The 17,968-nt window shown below is 63.0% G+C and carries 12 protein-coding genes and 1 pseudogene; 8 read left to right on the forward strand and 5 right to left on the reverse strand.

Translation table 11 applies throughout. From position 1 onward, the window contains the following. Nucleotides 1–77 precede the first annotated feature (77 nt). Nucleotides 78–2,276, reverse strand: coding sequence for a lytic transglycosylase domain-containing protein (locus tag KIP88_RS35730; RefSeq protein WP_214492874.1), 2,199 nt, complete (start codon nucleotides 2,274–2,276; stop codon nucleotides 78–80). A gap of 220 nt (nucleotides 2,277–2,496) precedes the next feature. Here KIP88_RS35730 and KIP88_RS35735 point away from each other — a divergent pair. Then, nucleotides 2,497–2,730, forward strand: a pseudogene (locus tag KIP88_RS35735) (hypothetical protein); the annotation flags it as partial. Nucleotides 2,731–2,751: 21 nt separating this feature from the next. Here the strand turns inward: KIP88_RS35735 and KIP88_RS35740 are convergent. After that, nucleotides 2,752–3,708 carry a calcium-binding protein gene (locus KIP88_RS35740; RefSeq protein ID WP_214492875.1) on the reverse strand — a complete coding sequence of 319 codons (957 nt, stop codon included), beginning with the start codon at nucleotides 3,706–3,708 and terminating at the stop codon, nucleotides 2,752–2,754. 895 nt (nucleotides 3,709–4,603) lie between these two features. On the opposite strand from KIP88_RS35740, the gene ilvD reads away from it, so the two are divergent. Further along, entirely contained in the window at nucleotides 4,604–6,328 is a 1,725-nt protein-coding gene (gene ilvD, locus KIP88_RS35745; RefSeq protein WP_214492876.1) for a dihydroxy-acid dehydratase, read from the forward strand. After that, nucleotides 6,315–7,160 (forward strand): tetratricopeptide repeat protein, encoded by an 846-nt coding sequence (locus KIP88_RS35750; protein ID WP_214492877.1) that lies wholly within the window; start codon nucleotides 6,315–6,317, stop codon nucleotides 7,158–7,160. Before ilvD ends, KIP88_RS35750 begins: the two co-directional genes overlap by 14 nt. 255 nt (nucleotides 7,161–7,415) lie before the next feature. Here the strand turns inward: KIP88_RS35750 and xth are convergent, their stop codons facing one another. Further along, on the reverse strand, nucleotides 7,416–8,207 hold the full coding sequence (gene xth / locus KIP88_RS35755; RefSeq protein WP_214492878.1) for an exodeoxyribonuclease III: 792 nt from the start codon (nucleotides 8,205–8,207) through the stop codon (nucleotides 7,416–7,418). Nucleotides 8,208–8,361: 154 nt separating this feature from the next. Here xth and KIP88_RS35760 point away from each other — a divergent pair, with 154 nt between their 5' ends. The 4 genes from KIP88_RS35760 (at nucleotide 8,362) to KIP88_RS35775 (ending at nucleotide 14,275) form a co-directional block, all read left to right on the forward strand. Then, nucleotides 8,362–9,492 (forward strand): efflux RND transporter periplasmic adaptor subunit, encoded by a 1,131-nt coding sequence (locus tag KIP88_RS35760; RefSeq protein ID WP_214492879.1) that lies wholly within the window; start codon nucleotides 8,362–8,364, stop codon nucleotides 9,490–9,492. Between the two features lie 3 nt (nucleotides 9,493–9,495). Beyond that, complete coding sequence (locus KIP88_RS35765) at nucleotides 9,496–12,624, forward strand: efflux RND transporter permease subunit (protein ID WP_214492880.1); 3,129 nt, start codon at nucleotides 9,496–9,498, stop codon at nucleotides 12,622–12,624. Continuing rightward, entirely contained in the window at nucleotides 12,621–13,487 is an 867-nt protein-coding gene (locus tag KIP88_RS35770; protein ID WP_249791267.1) for an amidohydrolase family protein, read from the forward strand. Before KIP88_RS35765 ends, KIP88_RS35770 begins: the two co-directional genes overlap by 4 nt. Nucleotides 13,488–13,798: 311 nt before the next feature. Further along, nucleotides 13,799–14,275, forward strand: coding sequence for a hypothetical protein (locus KIP88_RS35775; protein WP_214492881.1), 477 nt, complete (start codon nucleotides 13,799–13,801; stop codon nucleotides 14,273–14,275). A gap of 105 nt (nucleotides 14,276–14,380) precedes the next feature. Here the strand turns inward: KIP88_RS35775 and KIP88_RS35780 are convergent, their stop codons facing one another. Together KIP88_RS35780 and KIP88_RS35785 are read right to left on the reverse strand one after the other, a co-directional pair. Then, nucleotides 14,381–15,355 (reverse strand): tripartite tricarboxylate transporter substrate binding protein BugD, encoded by a 975-nt coding sequence (locus KIP88_RS35780; RefSeq protein ID WP_374226547.1) that lies wholly within the window; start codon nucleotides 15,353–15,355, stop codon nucleotides 14,381–14,383. An 86-nt stretch (nucleotides 15,356–15,441) separates the two neighbouring features. Next, nucleotides 15,442–16,515, reverse strand: a complete 1,074-nt coding sequence (locus KIP88_RS35785) for a tartrate dehydrogenase (RefSeq protein ID WP_214492882.1) — start codon at nucleotides 16,513–16,515, stop codon at nucleotides 15,442–15,444. A 249-nt stretch (nucleotides 16,516–16,764) separates the two neighbouring features. On the opposite strand from KIP88_RS35785, the gene KIP88_RS35790 reads away from it, so the two are divergent. After that, nucleotides 16,765–17,670: a LysR family transcriptional regulator gene (locus tag KIP88_RS35790; RefSeq protein ID WP_214492883.1), complete on the forward strand. Its 906-nt coding sequence runs from the start codon at nucleotides 16,765–16,767 to the stop codon at nucleotides 17,668–17,670. The last annotated feature ends 298 nt before the right edge of the window (nucleotides 17,671–17,968 follow it).

Genomic DNA, 17,968 nt, shown 5'->3' on the forward strand with positions numbered 1-17,968 from the left:
GGCGGAAGGTACAACCGCCGTTTATTCGCCGTGACGCGGTAGATTACGCACTGCGCCAATCTGCCATCCAGGCCCGCTCACTGCGAGCCCGTCGGAGGTGCGGCATTCACCTCCTGCGTAATGAAACGCTGGCCGGCCTTCGACGCCACTGTCGCGTCACTGTCAAACCGCTTGCGGTAGACCGCCAGATTCTCGATCACCCGCTGGACATAGTTCCGCGTTTCCGAAAACGGAATGCGCTCGACCCAGTCGACCGCATCGACCTTGGGGTCACGCGGATCGCCACGGGCCTTGACCCAATCCCGCACCCGGCCCCGGCCGGCATTGTAGCCGGCGAAGGTCATGATGTGATTGCCCTTGTATTCGCTCAGCAGCGCGCTCAGTTCGGCGGCGCCCATTTGCGTGTTGTAGACCGGGTCGGAAACCATACGGTCCCAGTCATAGCTGATGCCAAAGCGCTTGGCGGTATCGCGTCCCGCTTCCGGCGTCACCTGCATCAGGCCGACCGCATCCGCCACAGACTTGTCGCGCTGGTCGAACGCGCTCTCCGTGCGTGCCACCGAATAAATCATGCTGTGCTCGATTTCGGGGGCGAGCTGGCGGTGCGGCGGAATCCCGATGGTGGGAAAGGCGTAATGGTCGAGCGGCAGTCCGCGGCCGAGCGAGGGCTTTCCGACCTGCAGCATCGCGCGGGCGTCGTTGCGGCGGCCGGTGAGCTCGCCGAGCGCTTCGAGCAGAGCAACATCAGAGCTTTGTTCGCCGAGATCGGCGGCAAAATAGAGCACGACATCGCGCTCGCCGATCTCGTAGAGCATGTCGGCGGCGCGCACGCGTTCATCCGTGGTCGAAGCATCGGCGGACGAGAGAACGGGCGAGGGCGCTCGTAGCTCGATCTGGTCACGGCCAAGCCTGGCGTGCGCCAGCTGCCCGTAATAGGCGGTCGGGTAGCGGGCAGCTGCTTCATAGCTCGCACGCGTCGCATCCGGCTGGCCAAGCGCTTCGGCCGCGCGTCCGCGCCAGTAGTGCGCCCGCGCCAGCACGGTCGGATTGACCTGTCCCTCATCTATGCGGGCGAAATGCCGGGCCGCAGTAGCGGGGTCGTCGAGGTAGCGCAGGGCGATCCAGCCGCACATGAAGTGGAAGTCGGACCGGTAATATTCATTGGCCGGCAGCGCGGCGGGGCGGATCACCTGATAGGCCGTCTGGAACTTGCCGTCATCGAGCAGCTTGCGGGCGAGCATGCGCCGCTCGCGCCACCATTGATCGGTGTCCTGCAGCGCCATGGTCTCGGGTGCCGCGGCCAGCATCAGGCTGGCCGCATCGTCAATGCGGTTTTGAGCGAGCATCCACTGGATGCGGCAAAGGGTGTAGCCGAGATCCTGCCGTGCCTCGGCTACGACATCGTCGAGCGCATCCTTTGCATTGTCCGCTTTTCCCCTGACCGCGGCACAGGCCTTCACGATCGCAAGCTCGTCGTCGCCGAGGCGTCGCGCGGCGCGCTTCGCGCCGGCGAGATCCTTGGCGCCGATGCGCCTGTCCATGCGCGCACGGTGGTCATCGCGATTGAGAAGGTCGCGGAACGTCTCGAGCACATCGGTCTCCAGGCGCTCCGACAATTCGTCGGATCGCCATGCGTCGCGTGCCAGCCTGGCCGCGCCGTCCCGGTCGCCCTCTGCGAGCAGCACGCGCGCCAGCGCCAACTTGCCCTTGGCATAAGTGGGCCGATCGCCGGTGAAGCCGCGGACCGTTGCCGCATCGCTGCGCTGCTCCCACAGCCGCGCCTCTGCGCGCCGGCGCAGCAACGGCGCGCTCGGCCATTGTGGATTAGCGGCGATGAACGCCGCGTAGCGGCTGAAAGTCGCTGTCGTCGCGGGGTGGCGCAGGATGTACCATTCGACGAGCTTTTGCGCCGCCGGATCCGCGATCCTGTTCCTTATGTCCGTCGCCTCTTCGGTCTTTGCCTTGCGTGCGAGATCGATGGCTTCTTTCACCAGCGCAAGATCGCCCGTCAGCGGAGCGATGGCCTCCTTGGGAGCAGGTGAAGCCTTCGACGGCTTCGCCTTGCGTTGTGCGGAAGCGTGTTTGGCGTGCCGATTTTTTCCGGGCGCAGCACTGCGATGGGGGCGGGCCTCCCTCACCGCGTGCGACTTCTTGGTCGCTTCGTGCGCCTTCTGGGTGTGTGGCTTATGGCTGGTCCGCGCGGTCGCATCCGTTGAGAAGAGGGCGAGCCCAGCTAGCGTGAAAAAACAAGACAGCGAGCGCAAGCACCGGTTCATTCCATGGCCCCCCCCTGCGAAACCCACGTCACAAACACTGTCAAAACCAAGAGATCGCGTGATGCGTGTGGCCTGAGCTGTTCGAAGGAGACCACAACTCCCGAGGTGTAACTGTCACATCTGCACAACAAACGCGCGCAAAATGAGGCGAATGGAGCCCGAAGAGTTCCAGCGTACGCGTGGAACCGCCTTCGACGGCGGATGAAGCGGGCCTCCCGGGCTTAGTGCCGCGCAGGTTGATGCGCTGAACGATCCGGCGGTGCGCAAGCAACTCGAAAACTTCGGCCTGCAGATGCCGCCAAAGGACAAGCTCGCGCCGGAAGCGTTCGGCGCCTGGCAGAAGGCCGAAATTGCAAAATGGTGGCCGATGATCAAGGCAGTCCAGCGCCCGGTGACGATTGGATTATCACCGGACGCTGGTGAACAAGGGCCGGGAGGCGGCCCTTGTCCGTGATTGTGTCTTGTTGTTTTCGGCTTAGCCGTACATGGCCATGTTGGCCATCGCCGCCGTTTCATTGTGGTGGCCGCCGTCGGTGCCGCCACCAGCCAGCACGCCGTCGTCCTCCAGGTCGAAGTGCGCGCCACCGAGTTCGCCGACCTTCTCGTAAGCGCCGTACACCGTCTGGGTAACGGCGATATCGCTTTGCTTCACCAGGTTGCCATAGACGGTGATGGTGCCGAGCAGATCCTCGTCATGGGCGCCGGCATTGCCTTGCTGGCTGATGACGGTGATCACGCTGTAGTCATTCTTGCCGTCACCATTGCTGTCTTTGTGCTGGATCGATTTGACCTCGGCGGTATGCGCCGAGATTTCAATCTTGTCGCCCTGGGCGCGATTGAAGTCCCGGATCACGTCGTTACCCATGCCGTCCACCCAGTGGTCGTGAGTGGCGTTGTTCTCGCCGGTGACGCCGACCCAGTCGATGGTGCCGTCAGCATTGACATGCTTGGCGACAATCTCGTCCTTGGCGTTCACCATCATTTCGAACCGGAAAGTGTCGGCGCCTGCGCCGCCGGTGATGGTATCGTTGACCGCCTTGAACGCAGCGGTTTCAGCACCGAAGATCTGCGTCGTGCCGTCCTGGGCCGCGACCATCTCGCCCGCATCCGACCGACTCAGCAACACGTCGTTGCCGGTGCCGCCATCCATCCGGTCGGCGCCGAAGCCGCCGACGAGAAGGTCGGCGCCGGAGCCGCCTGCGAGGTTGTCGTTCCCCGAGCCGCCCCACACCTTGTCGGCGCCGGAGCCGCCATTGAGCGTGTCGTTGCCGGCCATGCCGGCGAGCGTGTCTTCCTTGGCACCCCCGGACAACCTGTTGTTGCCCGTTGTCCCGTTCAGATGATCATGGTCGGAGCTGCCGCCGCCGAACCTGGCGAAAAAATCCTCGAAGCGGCTATTATCGAGGAAGCCGTTCAGATTGAAGCGTGCCATTTATTCAAACCTCTTACTCAGAGGCCTCACGAGCTACAAACGACCACCACGGATTTTGGGAATCGTGAGGTGATGCGCGCGGGGAGAACGTGAGGCAGGATTCCCTCACCCGCATCGAAGAATGAACAGCCAAACGGGTCCGTGGCTGGACGTGCGCGCGGCGGATTTGCGCGCGGCAGGGGCAATACGGTGACGCGAAAGGCGTTCGTGCGGCCGATTCTTAGGCGCGTGCCTCAATTCCGACGGCGATCAAAAACGTCTGCGAAAAATTGCGTACGACGTTGTTTCGTCTTGCGTATGAACGATTGCTTCGCCGACTGCGCGCGCGTAGTGGCTTGCATCATCACGTGACGAAAACGCGCGCAAAAAGTGCCACCGCACAAAAATGACGCGATCTCTTTCGAACGCGATTGATGTCAGGCGTCGTAACTTCAGAGTGCGCAATGGCAGCGATCGAAAGATCAGGCGCTGCAAATGTCGTGCGATTCGTGTTGTCCGATTCGCAGCAACGCGGGGGCCGTTCCTAAATTCAGTCTGGTCGCGCGACATCGTGCGAGTCGATTCTCGCGCTGGAGAAACTCCGTTGCCGGTCACCGCAGGTTGTAACCCGGGGACGGCCTCGGACTTCGATGGCGAAGCCTACCCGGAGTGGGCAGGGCAGCGGCGTCAAATAAGTCCGAATAATGGTTGCCGCCAGGCCACGATTGTTGCGTGACCGCAACAGTGGATGAACATTTGGTTAATCGCCCCGCCGGCTCTTGCTCGCGCCGCTTTTTAGCCACACCCCTCCATGAAACCATTTCTTTCATAGCTGATTGGCCTCAGCGCCGGTGAAGGCGACGGGAAATTGCTCCCGAGACCCACAGGGAGATGGCTGAGGAAACAGGTTCCGCGGATGGACGCCAAGACCGACATCAAGAAGAGGTTGCCGAGCCGTCACGTGACGGAGGGGCCGGAGCGTGCCCCCCATCGGTCCTATCTCTACGCGATGGGGCTGACCACCCAGCAGATCCACCAGCCGTTCGTCGGAGTCGCGTCCTGCTGGAATGAGGCCGCGCCCTGCAATATCTCGCTGATGCGCCAGGCGCAGGCGGTCAAGAAGGGCGTCGCGGCTGCCGGCGGCACCCCGCGCGAATTCTGCACTATCACCGTGACCGACGGCATCGCCATGGGCCATGACGGCATGCGCTCGTCGCTGCCATCCCGGGAATGCATCGCCGATTCGGTCGAGCTGACGGTCCGCGGCCATGCCTATGACGCCCTGGTCGGGCTTGCCGGCTGCGACAAGTCGCTGCCGGGCATGATGATGGCGATGGTCCGACTCAACGTGCCCTCGATCTTCATTTATGGCGGTTCGATTCTGCCGGGCAATTTCCGTGGCCAGCAGGTCACAGTGCAGGACATGTTCGAGGCCGTCGGCAAGCATTCGGTCGGCGAAATGTCGGACGAAGATCTCGATGAAATCGAGCGGGTGGCCTGCCCGTCGGCAGGAGCGTGCGGCGCACAATTCACCGCCAACACCATGGCGACGGTGTCCGAGGCGATCGGGCTGGCACTGCCCTATTCGGCCGGAGCGCCAGCGCCTTACGAGATTCGCGACGCGTTTTGCTCCGCAGCCGGCGAGCAGGTTGTAGAGTTGATCGCAGCCAATATCCGGCCGCGCGACATCGTCACCCGCCGCTCGCTGGAAAACGCCGCCGCCGTGGTCGCCGCCTCCGGTGGGTCGACCAATGCTGCGCTGCACCTGCCAGCTATCGCGCATGAGTGCGGCATTAAGTTTGACTTATTCGACGTCGCCGAAATCTTCAAAAAGACACCGTATGTCGCGGATTTGAAGCCAGGGGGCCGTTATGTTGCCAAAGACATGTTCGAGGTTGGCGGCATACCGCTTCTGATGAAGACGCTGCTCGACAATGGCCACCTCCACGGAGATTGCATCACCGTAACGGGCCGTACGATCGCCGAAAACCTCAAGAGCGTGAAATGGAATCCGCACCAGGATGTGGTGCGGTCCGCCGACAACCCGATCACCGTCACGGGAGGGGTTGTCGGGCTGAAGGGTAATCTCGCTCCGGAGGGTGCGATCGTGAAGGTCGCGGGAATGTCGAAGCTGAAATTTACTGGTCCTGCCCGCTGCTTCGACCGCGAGGAAGACGCCTTCGAGTCGGTCCAGAAGAAAACCTACAAAGAGGGCGAGGTCATCGTGATCCGCTACGAGGGGCCGCGCGGCGGTCCCGGCATGCGGGAGATGCTCTCGACCACCGCGGCGCTGACCGGGCAGGGGATGGGCGGCAAGGTCGCCCTGATCACCGACGGCCGGTTCTCCGGCGCCACCCGCGGCTTCTGCATCGGCCATGTCGGACCGGAGGCAGCCGTCGGTGGCCCGATCGCCCTGTTGCAGAATGGTGACATTATCGAGATCGACGCCGAGGTCGGCACTCTTAACGTAAAATTGACCGACGCCGAACTCGCCGAACGTAAAACTAAATGGGCGCCTCGACAGACTAACCATACGTCGGGTGCGCTGTGGAAATATGCCCAACAGGTTGGGCCGGCGGTGGATGGGGCTGTGACCCATCCTGGCGGTGCGCACGAGAAACAGTGTTATGCGGACATCTAGGCGTATCATTCTTGCGTTGATGTTGGGGGCCGCACCGGTGGCCGCTCCTGGATTCGCATTCGATGGCGCGCCGGTGAAGCCCGGCGCCACGCTGCCCATGGGGAGCCAGCCCGATGCCGCGCAAGCCGTCACGGCTCAGGCCTTGAAGAAGCTCCCGCCCGCAGCGCCGACGGCGACTGCGGTTGCCGCGCCATCCCTGAATTCGCTGCAATACGCCGCCGAGGGTGGCCATCCCGTCGCGCAGTGGAAGCTCGGCCGGATGTATGCCGATGGCGATGGCGTCATCAGGGACGATCTGCGCGCCTTCGAATATTTCAGCCGCATCGCCAACGCGCATGCCGAGGACAGCCCGTCGGCGCCGCAGGCGACGATCGTCGCCAACGCCTTCGTGGCGCTGGGACGCTACTACCTCAACGGCATCCCGAACTCCAAGGTCAAGGCCGACACCGATCGCGCCCGGGAGATGTTCTCCTATGCCGCGTCCTATTTCGGCAATGCCGACGCCCAATACGATCTGGCGCGGCTTTACCTGAAGACGCCGGACGCCTCGCGGGACGATTTCCGCTATGGCGCGCGCTGGCTTGGTCTGGCTGCCCAGAAGGGCCAGCATCAGGCGCAGGCCATGCTCGGCCAGATGCTGTTCAACGGCGATCGGTTGCCGCGGCAGCCCGCCCGTGGCCTGATGTGGCTGACGCTGGCGCGCGATAACGCTGCCGCCGACGAGAGCTGGATCCGGGAAAGCTATAACCGCGCTTTCGCCAAGGCCTCCGACGACGACCGGGCCGTGGCATTGCAGATGCTCGAGCACTGGGTGCAGGGCAAGAAGGACTGAGCGGCGGCAGCCGATCTGTGAAGCTGCCGTAGGGTGGGCAATGACGCTCTTGCGCCGTGCCCACCATTTCTCCGAAATTGTTGGCGTCGATGGTGGGCACGCTTCGCTTTGCCCACCCTACAGACTACCGCGCCGGATCGCTGCCGTGATCGGCAACGCATAGTCGGGAGATCGATTCCCTCAGGACATGGCAGGCCGCGACGGCATCGTCGGGGGCAGCATCCCGAATCGCCACCGTTGCCGTGCCGGTCGCGCTCAGGAGGTCTCCAGGTCGAAATCCGCCCAGACCGGCACGTGGTCTGACGGCTTCTCCCAGGCGCGCACATAGCTGTCGATGCCGACATTGGTCAGACGGTCGCTGGCCTGCGGCGACAGCAGGAGGTGGTCGATGCGGATGCCCCAGTTCTTCTGCCAGGCGCCCGCCTGGTAGTCCCAGAAGGTGTAGAGGTTTGGCTCGTCCGTCACCGCGCGCAGCGCATCCGTCAGCCCGAGGCCGAGCAGCGACTGGAAGGCTTCGCGGGTCTGGGGGCGGAACAGCGCGTCGTTGGTCCATGCGGCGGGGTTGTAGACGTCCGCCGCGGCCGGAATGACGTTGAAATCGCCTGCGAGCACCAGCGGTTCTTCTGCCTTAAGTCGCTCCTTCGAGTACTCAAGAAGTCGCGACATCCACTTGAGTTTATAGGGATATTTGTCGGTATCCGGTGGATTTCCGTTGGGCAGATAGAGGCAGGCGATCCGCATTACCCCGGTCTTGAGCGTTACCACGCCTTCGAGGAACCTGGCGTGGGCGTCCTCGTCGTCGCCGGCCAGGCCCGATTTGGTCTCGTCGAACGGCAGTTTCGACAGCAGCGCGACGCCATTGAAGGTCTTCTGGCCGTGGGTGACGACGTTATAGCCGAGCGCCTCGATCTCCAGCCGCGGGAACGCCTCGTCCATGCATTTGATTTCCTGCAGGCAGACGACGTCCGGCGAGCATTCCCTGAGCCAGGTCAGGAGATGATCGAGCCGCTGCCGGATCGAATTGACGTTCCAGGTTGCAATGCGCATGAAATGGCTCGGGATTGTAACTACACATTTTCTGGCAGTGGCATACCATGTGCAGCGAGGCTGTGATAACCGTTTAGAAATAAGGCGCAAACATCGCCGTCAAGGGGCTGGAGAAGACCGTCCCGTCCTTTAGGACTGGCGGGCATGAAAAAATATGAAAAAGCGTAGCCTGATACTTTTTGTTGGTGCCGTCGGCATCCTTGCCGCGGCCGGTTTCGTTACCCGCTCCTCGTGGATGGGGGGCAGCAGCAACGCCCAGGGCCCGCAGCGGCCGCGGATGGTTTCCGTCGAGCTGGCAAAGGCGGAGCGCAAAGCCATGCCCGTCGACGTCGATGCGATCGGAATGGTGACGCCGATCTCCAGCGTGGCGCTGAAGTCGCGGCTGGAGACCTCCATCGTCGCGGTGCATTTCGAGGACGGCGCCAAGGTCAGCGAAGGCGATCTGCTGTTCACGCTGGACAGCCGCCAGATCGACGCCCAGATCGAGCAGGCCGAGGGCGTGCTCGCCCGGGACCATGCGCAGCTCGAGGGCGCCCAGCGCGACCTCCGCCGCTTCACCGATCTCGTCGGCAAGGGCGCGACCACGCAGGTCAATGTCGACAACGCCAAGACGCAGTCCGACATCCTGGCCGGCTCCATCAAGGCCAATCAGGCTGCGCTCGACAATCTGAAGGTCCAGAAAAGCTACACCACGATCCGCGCGCCGTTTTCGGGCCGGATCAGCGTGGCCAACGTGAAGGTCGGAAATTTCGTGCGCCCGGCCGATACCGCCCCGCTTGCCGTCATCAACCAGATGGCGCCGGTCTACGTGACGTTCGCGGTGCCGCAGCGCGTGCTGGTCGATCTGCGCGAGTCGATGGCGAAAGGGCTGTCGGGCGTGACCGCGACCATCCCCGGCCATCAGCGTTCCGAGACCGGCAAGGTCGCGATGGTCGAAAACACCGTGGATATGGCCACCGGCATGGTCACCGTGCGCGGCATCATGAACAATGAGAACGAGAGTTTGTGGCCGGGGACGCTGGTCGCGGCCAAGCTCATCATCCGAGCTGAGGATTCGATCGTGGTGCCGACGGTTGCCGTGCAGCGCAGCCAGAGCGGCAATTTCGTCTTCGTGGTCAAGGACGGCAAGGCCAAGGTCCAGCCGGTCAAGGTCGACCGCACCGCGCAGGGCATGTCGGTGATTTCGGAAGGGCTCGCCGGCGACGAAAGCGTCGTCGTCGACGGGCAGTTGTTGCTGTCGGACGGGTCGCTGGTCGAGCAGCGGGCCAAGAAGGCCGGAGCATAGCCGATGACGCTCTCCGAGCTCTGTATCCGCCGGCCGGTCATGACGACGCTGATCACGGCGTCGATCATCGCGTTCGGCATTTTCGGTTTCCGCCTGCTGCCGGTCTCGGCGCTGCCGCGGGTCGATTTCCCGACCATTGCGGTGACCGCGACCCTGCCGGGCGCGAGCGCCGACACCATGGCGGCCTCGGTCGCCGGCGTCATCGAGCGCCAGCTTTCGACGGTTGCCGGCATCTCCTCGATGTCGTCGAATTCGTCGCAGGGCACCAGCACCATCACCATCCAGTTCGATCTCAACCGCAACATCGACGCCGCGGCGCTCGACGTGCAGACCGCGCTGACGATTGCGCAGCGCCGGCTGCCGGTCGAGATGATCATCCCGCCGAGCTTCCGCAAAGTGAACCCGGCCGATTTCCCTGTTCTGTTCGTCGTGCTCAACTCATCGACGCTGCCGCTGTCGGCGGTCCACGAATATGGCGACATCACCATCGGCCAAACGCTCTCGCAGATTCCGGGCGTGGCCCAGGTCAGTGTCTACGGCGCGCAGAAATTCGCCATTCGCGTCCAGGCCGATCCCGAGGCCGCCGCGGCCCGCGGGCTGTCGCTTGAGGACATCAGGACGGCGGTGTCCCGCGCCAATTCCTCGACGCCGGTCGGTACGCTGAACGGGCCGAAACAGGATGTGGCGCTGCAGGCCTCGGGCCAGATGGACAAGGCGATAGACTATCGCCAGATCGTGGTGGCCTGGCGAAACGGTTCCCCGGTCAAGCTCGACGAGGTGGCGCGGATCTACGATAGCGTCGAGAACGAGCGGGTCGCGAGCTGGCTCAACAACGAGCGTGCCATCGTGCTCGGCATCCAGAAGCAGCCGGACGCCAACACGGTGGCGGTGGTCGACTCCATTCTGGCGAAATTCCCGGCGCTGCGGGCGCAGATCCCGGCATCGGTCTCGATCAACGTGCTGATGGATCGCTCGATCTCGATCCGCCAGGCGGTGGCCGACGTCGAGGAAACCTTGCTGATCGCGGTCGGGCTGGTGATCCTGGTGATCTTCCTGTTCCTGCGCTCGGCGTCCGCGACCTTCATTCCGGCGCTCGCGGTTCCGATTTCGCTGTTCGGCACCTGCGCGGTGATGTACGCGCTCGACTATTCCATCAACAACATGACGCTGTTGGCGCTGACGCTGTCGGTCGGCTTCGTGGTCGACGACGCCATCGTCATGCTGGAGAACATCGTCCGCCACATCGAGCACGGCATGCGGCCGTTCGAGGCCGCGTTGAAGGGCGCGCGCGAGATCGGCTTTACCATCATCTCGATCACCTTCTCGCTGATCGCCGTGTTCATTCCGGTGCTGTTGATGGGCGGCATCGTCGGCCGCGTGTTCCGCGAATTCGCGGTGACGGTATCGGTCGCGATCATCGTATCCGGGTTCGTTTCGCTGACGCTGACGCCGATGTTGTGCGCGCGCGTGCTGCGGGCGCATGACCCGAACAAGAAGCCGAACGTCGTGCTTCGCGTCTTCGAGGCGATGTTCGATTCCTGGTTGCGCGCTTATGAATGGACGCTCGACTGGGTGCTGGCGCGGAAATTCCTGATGCTTTTGGTGACGCTGGCGACGCTTGGCGGCACCGTCTACCTCTACATGATCGTGCCGAAGGGCTTCTTCCCGCAGGAGGACACCGGCTTCCTGATCGGCGTGACGGAAGCCGCCACCGATACCTCCTTCGAAGCCATGAAAGAGCGGCAGCAGGCGCTGGTCGACGTGCTGAAGTCCGATCCCGCGATCGAATACATCAACTCCACCGTCGGCGCCGGCGGCCCCAACGCGACGGCGAATTACGGCCGCCTGTTCATCGCGCTGAAGCCGAAGAAGGAGCGCGACAATCTCAGCGCCATCGTCAGCCGGCTACGGCTCAAGGCCCGCGAGATTCCCGGTATGCAGGCGTTCTTCCAGCCGATCCAGAATCTCAATATCGGTGGCCGGATTTCCAAGAGCCAGTATCAATATGTGATGCAGAGCGGTGACACCGAGGCCCTCTACCGTCTGGCGCCCGAGATGCGCGACAAGATCGAGAAGCTGCCGGGCCTGCTCGACGTCACCACCGACCTCTACATCAAGAATCCGCAGATGACGGTCGACATCGACCGCGAGAAGGCCGCCGTCTACGGCATCACCGTCGATCAGGTCCGCAACCAGCTCTACAACGCCTACGGCTCGCGCCAGGTCGGCACCATCTACATGCCGTCGAACGACTACCAGATCATCCTGGAAGTGCAGCCGCAGTTCCGCGTCGATCCGTCTGATCTCTCCAAGCTCTACATGAAGACGCAGAACAACCAGACCATCCCGCTGTCGGCGGTGGCAAAGCTGGTTCCGACCGTCGGTCCGCTGCAGATCAACCACCAGGGCCAGCAGCCGGCGGTGACGATTTCGTTCAATCTGGCGCCCGGCATTTCGCTTGGCTATGCGGTCGACAAGATCACCGAACTCGAGCAGGCCTCGAACCTGCCGGCGACGATCGCCACCGGTTTCTCCGGCACGGCGCAGGTTTTCCAGGATTCGCTGCGCGGGCAGGGCGTCCTGATCCTCGCCGCGGTGTTCGCCGCCTTCGTCATCCTCGGCATTCTCTACGAAAGCTTCATCCACCCGATCACCATCATCTCGGGCCTGCCGTCGGCCGGCATCGGCGCGATCCTCACCTTGATGCTGTTCGGAATGGAAATGTCCGTCATCGCGATGATCGGCATCGTGATGCTGGTCGGCATCGTCAAGAAGAACGCCATCATGATGGTGGATTTTGCGCTGGAGCGCCGCCGCGTCGGCCTGAGCGCCGAGCACGCCATCCGCGAAGCCGCGCTGTTGCGATTCCGCCCCATCATGATGACGACGTTTGCCGCGATCTTCGGCACGCTGCCGATTGCGCTCGGCGCGGGTGCGGGCGCCGAATTGCGGCAGCCGCTCGGCATCGCCGTGGTCGGTGGTCTCTGCCTGTCGCAACTGCTGACGCTCTACATCACGCCGGTCGTCTATATCTATCTTGACCGCATCGACCGCCGCCTGCGGCGCAAGCTCGAGCCGCAACTGGAAGAAGCCGGCGAGGGCGAGCGGCCGCACGTGGTGGCGGCCGAATGACGACCTTCGAGCGCGTGATGCGATCGGCTGCGCGGGGCGCCGCTGTCCTGATTGCGCTGGCATGCGTTACGAGCGCCCTCAGTCCGGCCCGTGCGGATGAGCCTATCGAAATCTTCGACGCGCACCTGCATTACAACTGGGAACCAAAGCCCCATTACAGCGTCGATGAAGTGCTGGCGCTGTTCAGGAAGCACCGCGTCACCGGCATCCTAGCGACCAGCCGCCCGAATACCGGCACGCATGCGCTGATGGATGCCAAGCCCAAGGACCTGCAGATCGTTCCGTTCATCCGACCCTATCGGGTGCGCGCCGACATCCAGACCTGGTTCGGCGATCCCTTCATCTTCGACCTCGTGCAGGACGAATTCAAACGCGGCTATTACCGCGGCATCGGCGAATTTCATATCTCGGGCAAGGCGGCCGATACCGAGTGGGTGAAAAAGACCGTCGATTTCGCAGTCGAGCACGATCTTTATCTGCATGCGCATGCCGACGACATCGCCGTCGAAATCCTGATGCGGCACAATCCGCGCGCTCGCATCATCTGGGCCCATACGGGCTTTGGGCTTTCGACCGACCGTGTTTCGGAAATGCTGTCAAAATATCCAAAGCTGTGGGGCGAACTGTCCTACCGCGGCGGCATCGTCGACGGCGGCGGCAAGCTGACGGCAGAATGGCGCGCGCTGTTCGAGCGTTTCCCGGATCGTTTCCTGCTCGGCTCCGACACCTGGATCAATGAGCGCTGGGAAAGCTACGGCGCCATCATGGCTGGCTACCGCGCCTGGCTCGCGCAGTTGCCGCCAAAGATCGCGGCGCAGATTGCTAACGGTAATGCGAAGGCGCTGTTCGGCGGCGAACGCTGAGCGCGAGGCGCGAAGGTCGCCTCAATCCGTAGGTTCCCGGAGGGTTTCTGGGCCATTGACGGCGGTCATGCTCCGGTTTCTGACAAAGCACTAGAATTTGCGTTGCCGCGCTCGGCTTTGGCATGGAATTGCTTTTTGGAACCGCCCCCCGGCTGATGAAGATCACGAGATTAAGCGCTGAACCTTTCTTCCGTCGCTAAGACCTACAGTTGTGTCCGAGCCTGCATGCTGGACAATCCCAAGAATGTCAGCCGCTGGCGAGGCACGGGAAGCATGCCACATTCTAAATCCAGCAAACGCAGGAGGAGCACATGCGCAAATCTCTCGCCGTTTTCCTTTCTGGCGTGGCTCTGGCCATTTCGGCGTCGACCGCTCTAGCCGGCGAACAGGTGCTAGAGTTCAAGCTCATCGTCAAGCCTATCGATGTCAAGGTAACAGAAGCCGCCAACGTCGAAGGACAGACGGTCATGTCCGGCAAATTTTTTGGCGTCACCGTCTTCAAGGACGGCCGTATCGGGGTAAAAGACTTCGTCCATTCCGCAGACTTGCTTAAAGGCACGGGACCCTACTACGGCTACAGCACCTACACGTTCGAGGAGGGCTCGATAACGGCGCGTTACACCGGCGCGGTCAAAGACGGCCGGTCAAACGGCGAGTATACGATCCTGTCGGGCACGGGTGCGTATGCGAACGCCAAGGGCACGGGCACCATCGAAAACGCGCCGAACCCGTTCAAGGACGTCAACCTCTTCAACATAAAACTGGTCGTCAAAACGCCCGGTACGTAAGAGGCTTTACACCAGACGCGCCTCCGCCACTTTGGTGCCGTGAGGCGCGGCCTTGCATGCGCATGAATGGCAATGCGGGGGCGCTGAGCGCGAGGCGCGGGGCGCTCAATCCGCAAACTGATTGGCCGCCTTGATGATCGGCGCCCAGCGATCGACTTCGCTGATCAATTTTGCCTTCAGGGCTTCGGGCGTCGCTTCGTTCTGCGGGACGGGCTCGGTGTTGATGTCGTTGAAGCGTTTGACCAGGTCCGGGTCGCGCAACGCTTCCTGCAGCGTCTTGGACAATTTCTGGATGATATCGTCAGGCGTTCCCTTCGGCGCGTAGATGCCGTGCCAGGCGCCGACTTCAAAGCCTTTCAAACCGCCTTCATCCGCGCTCGGAAGATCCGGCATGGACGCGAGGCGCGACTTCGTGGTGATGGCGTAGGCTTTGACCAGCTTCGACGCGATCGGGCCGGTGGTGTTCGTCGTCTGGTCGCAGGAGAGGTCGATCTGTTTGGCAATGAGATCGTTCATGATCGGTGCATTGCCCTTGTAGGGCACGGCGAGGATTTCCTTGCCGACGGCGGTCATGAACAGCATGCCGCAAAGATGCGAAGCAGCCCCCAAGCCGGCATTGCCGAACGTCATCTTGTCGCCGTTGGCCTTGATGTAGGTGACCAGCTCGGCAAGTGTGTTCGGCGGCAGGTCGGGCCGGCCGATGATCGTCATCGGCGCATTGGTCACGAGTCCAACAGGCGCGAAGGCGGTCTTGGTATCGTACGCGAGCTTGCGGTACAGCGTGGCGGCCGTGGAGATGCCGATGTGGTGAATCAGCAGCGTGTAGCCGTCCGGCTCCGCGCGTGAGGCGCGCGTGGCGGCGATGGTGCCGCCGGCTCCCGTGGCGTTCTCGACGATGATGGTCTGGCCCAGCGATTTTGACATCGACTGCGCCGTCACGCGGGCGACGGTGTCGGTCGCGCCGCCGGCGGCAAAGGGGACCAGCAGCGTGATCGGCCGGCTCGGATAGTTCTGCGCCAGGGCTGCGGAACTGACCATGGTGAACGCGAGCGTGATCGCGGCTGTCATCTTCATTTGCATTTTCGCCTCCCTGAGTTCTTTTTCTGATTTGTCTCGCGGGCCATTTTTTGCCTCGCGATCGATCCGTCATGGCCGGTGACCGGCCGTCACACGTTCGAGCTATGGATCGCCTCCACGACGGCCGCGGTGACATCCTTCGTCGTCGCGGTACCGCCGACATCGGGCGTCGTGATGCCGGCGCCCGTGACCTTTTCCACCGCGCGCATCAGCCGTGCCGAGGCTTCGGCCTCGCCGAGATGATCGAGCATCTGCGATGCCGTCCAGAAACTCGCGACCGGGTTGGCGATGCCCTTGCCGGTGATGTCGAACGCCGAGCCGTGGATCGGTTCGAACATCGAGGGAAAGCGCCGCTCGGGATCGATGTTCGCGGTCGGGGCCACGCCGAGGCTGCCGGCCAGCGCGCCGGCGAGGTCGGACAGGATATCGGCGTGGAGGTTGGTCGCCACGATCGTATCGAGGCTCTGCGGCTTCAGCGTCATCCGCACCGTCATCGCGTCGACCAGCATCTTGTCCCAGGTGACATCAGGGAATTCTTTCGAGACCTCGTCGGCGATCTCGTCCCACATCACCATGCCATGCCGCTGCGCATTCGATTTTGTAACGACGGTGAGCAGCTTGCGCGGTCGGGACTGCGCGAGGCGGAACGCGTAGCGCATGATGCGCTGGACGCCGACGCGGGTGAAAATCGCGACCTCCGTGCCGACTTCCTCGGGCAGGCCGCGATGCACGCGGCCGCCGCAGCCGGCATATTCGCCTTCGGAGTTTTCACGCACGATCACCCAGTCGAGGTCGCCGGGGCCGGCATGGCGCAGCGGCGAGGTGATGCCGGGCAGGATCCGGGTCGGCCGGACATTGGCGTATTGGTCAAAGCCCTGGCAGATCGGCAGGCGCAGGCCCCACAGCGTGATGTGATCGGGAACATCAGGCGCGCCGACCGCGCCGAAATAGATCGCGTCGAATTTCTTCAGCGTGGTGAGCGCATCCGTCGGCATCATCACGCCGTGCTTGCGGTAATAGTCGGAACCCCAATCGAAGGTTTCGACATTGAACCTCACGTCGCCCAGGCGCTTCTGCAGGCTCTCCAGCGCCGTGACGCCGGCGGCGATCACCTCGGGGCCGATCCCGTCGGCTGGAATGGCCGCGATTGAATATTCACGCATCGAAATCTCCTTGGGAACGGTTGGGCCCGTAAGCCCGTCATTGCGAGCGCAGCGAAGCAATCCATAGGGCCGCAAATCGAGGCATGGATTGCTTCGTCGCTTCGCTCCCTTGCGCAAACGCTGCGCGTTTGTCGCAGGCAATGACGGCGAGTTCAGCCTTGCTCTCAAGTCATCCTGCGGCCGTTTCTGTTGATGGGCAATTGCCTCGCGTTTATACAAAAAATTGATATAATCGCTGCGGGAGGGCCGATGGATCTTCATCAATTGCGCTGTTTCGTGGCGGCGGCCGAGGAGTTGCATTTTGGCAGGGCGGCACAGCGGCTCGACATGCTGCCATCGGCGCTTGGCCGCTTCATCCGGTTGCTCGAAGACGATCTCGGCACACGGCTGATGACGCGCACGACGCGCAGCGTCGCGCTGACGGACGATGGCGCCGTGCTGCTGAAGGAAGCGCGGACGCTATTGGCGCAGGCCGATGCGCTGGCCGGCCGGTTTCGCACGCGTGGCCGGAAGCGGGCCGCGATCATTCGCGTCGGCGCCATCGACAGCGCCGCCGCTGGCCTGCTGCCGCGGCTGCTCCATGATTTTCGCAAGCGTCAACCCGACGTCACCGTGCAACTGGTCGAGGAAAAGACGGTCCGCCTGCTGCCGCGTCTGTTGTCCGGCCGGCTCGATCTCGCCTTCGTGCGCCCGCCGGAGCGGCCCGACAAGCGGCTGGAATTTCTGTTCCTGCTGCACGAGACGGCCGTCGTCGCAGTAGCTGACCGTCATCCGCTGGCATCGCGCAAGCGCGTGACCATCGCCGATCTCGAGAACCAGCCGCTGATCGTGCCCGAACGCCGCTCGCGTCCGCACAGCCATGATCTCACCATGAAACTGTTCGCCGAGGCCGGGTGTGAAGCGCGCGTGGCGCAAATCGCTGACGAGAAGCAGACCATCGTCAATCTGGTCTCGGCAGGATTGGGCGTCGCCATCGTCCCGCGCTGGACCTCGCGAATGGCCACGCGCGGCGTCCGCTTCATCCGTCTCGCAGCCTCCGACATGAACAAGCTGCCGCTGGCGGCCGCCTTCACCCGCGGCACGCGCGATCCGGTCAGGGATGACGTGCTGGAAATGCTGAAAGCCGATCTGCCGCGCTACGCGCGGGAGGCGTAGATGTCTCAGTTGCCAAACCTCGCTAGAGCCACAGCCGTCATTGCGAGCGAAGCGAAGCAATCCACGTCTCCGCAAGCCGCGCTAAGGATTGCTTCGCTTCGCTCGCAATGACGATGTGGAGGCAGCCGTTGCGCCAAAACGCCGATTTTCCCAGGCGGATCAACGTGATTTGGGTCGTCCAGTCTCGTTTGCGAAAATATTCCGCTTCCGTTGTCGGGCAAATCACCGGCATAACTCCGCGCGTCTCACGGCAGATGAGGGGCGTTGGCCATCGTCACGAACGTGCGGTGAGATGCGA

The sequence above is a fragment of the Bradyrhizobium sp. SRL28 genome (assembly GCF_018596315.1).
In the GTDB taxonomy this organism is placed as follows: Bacteria; Pseudomonadota; Alphaproteobacteria; order Rhizobiales; family Xanthobacteraceae; genus Bradyrhizobium.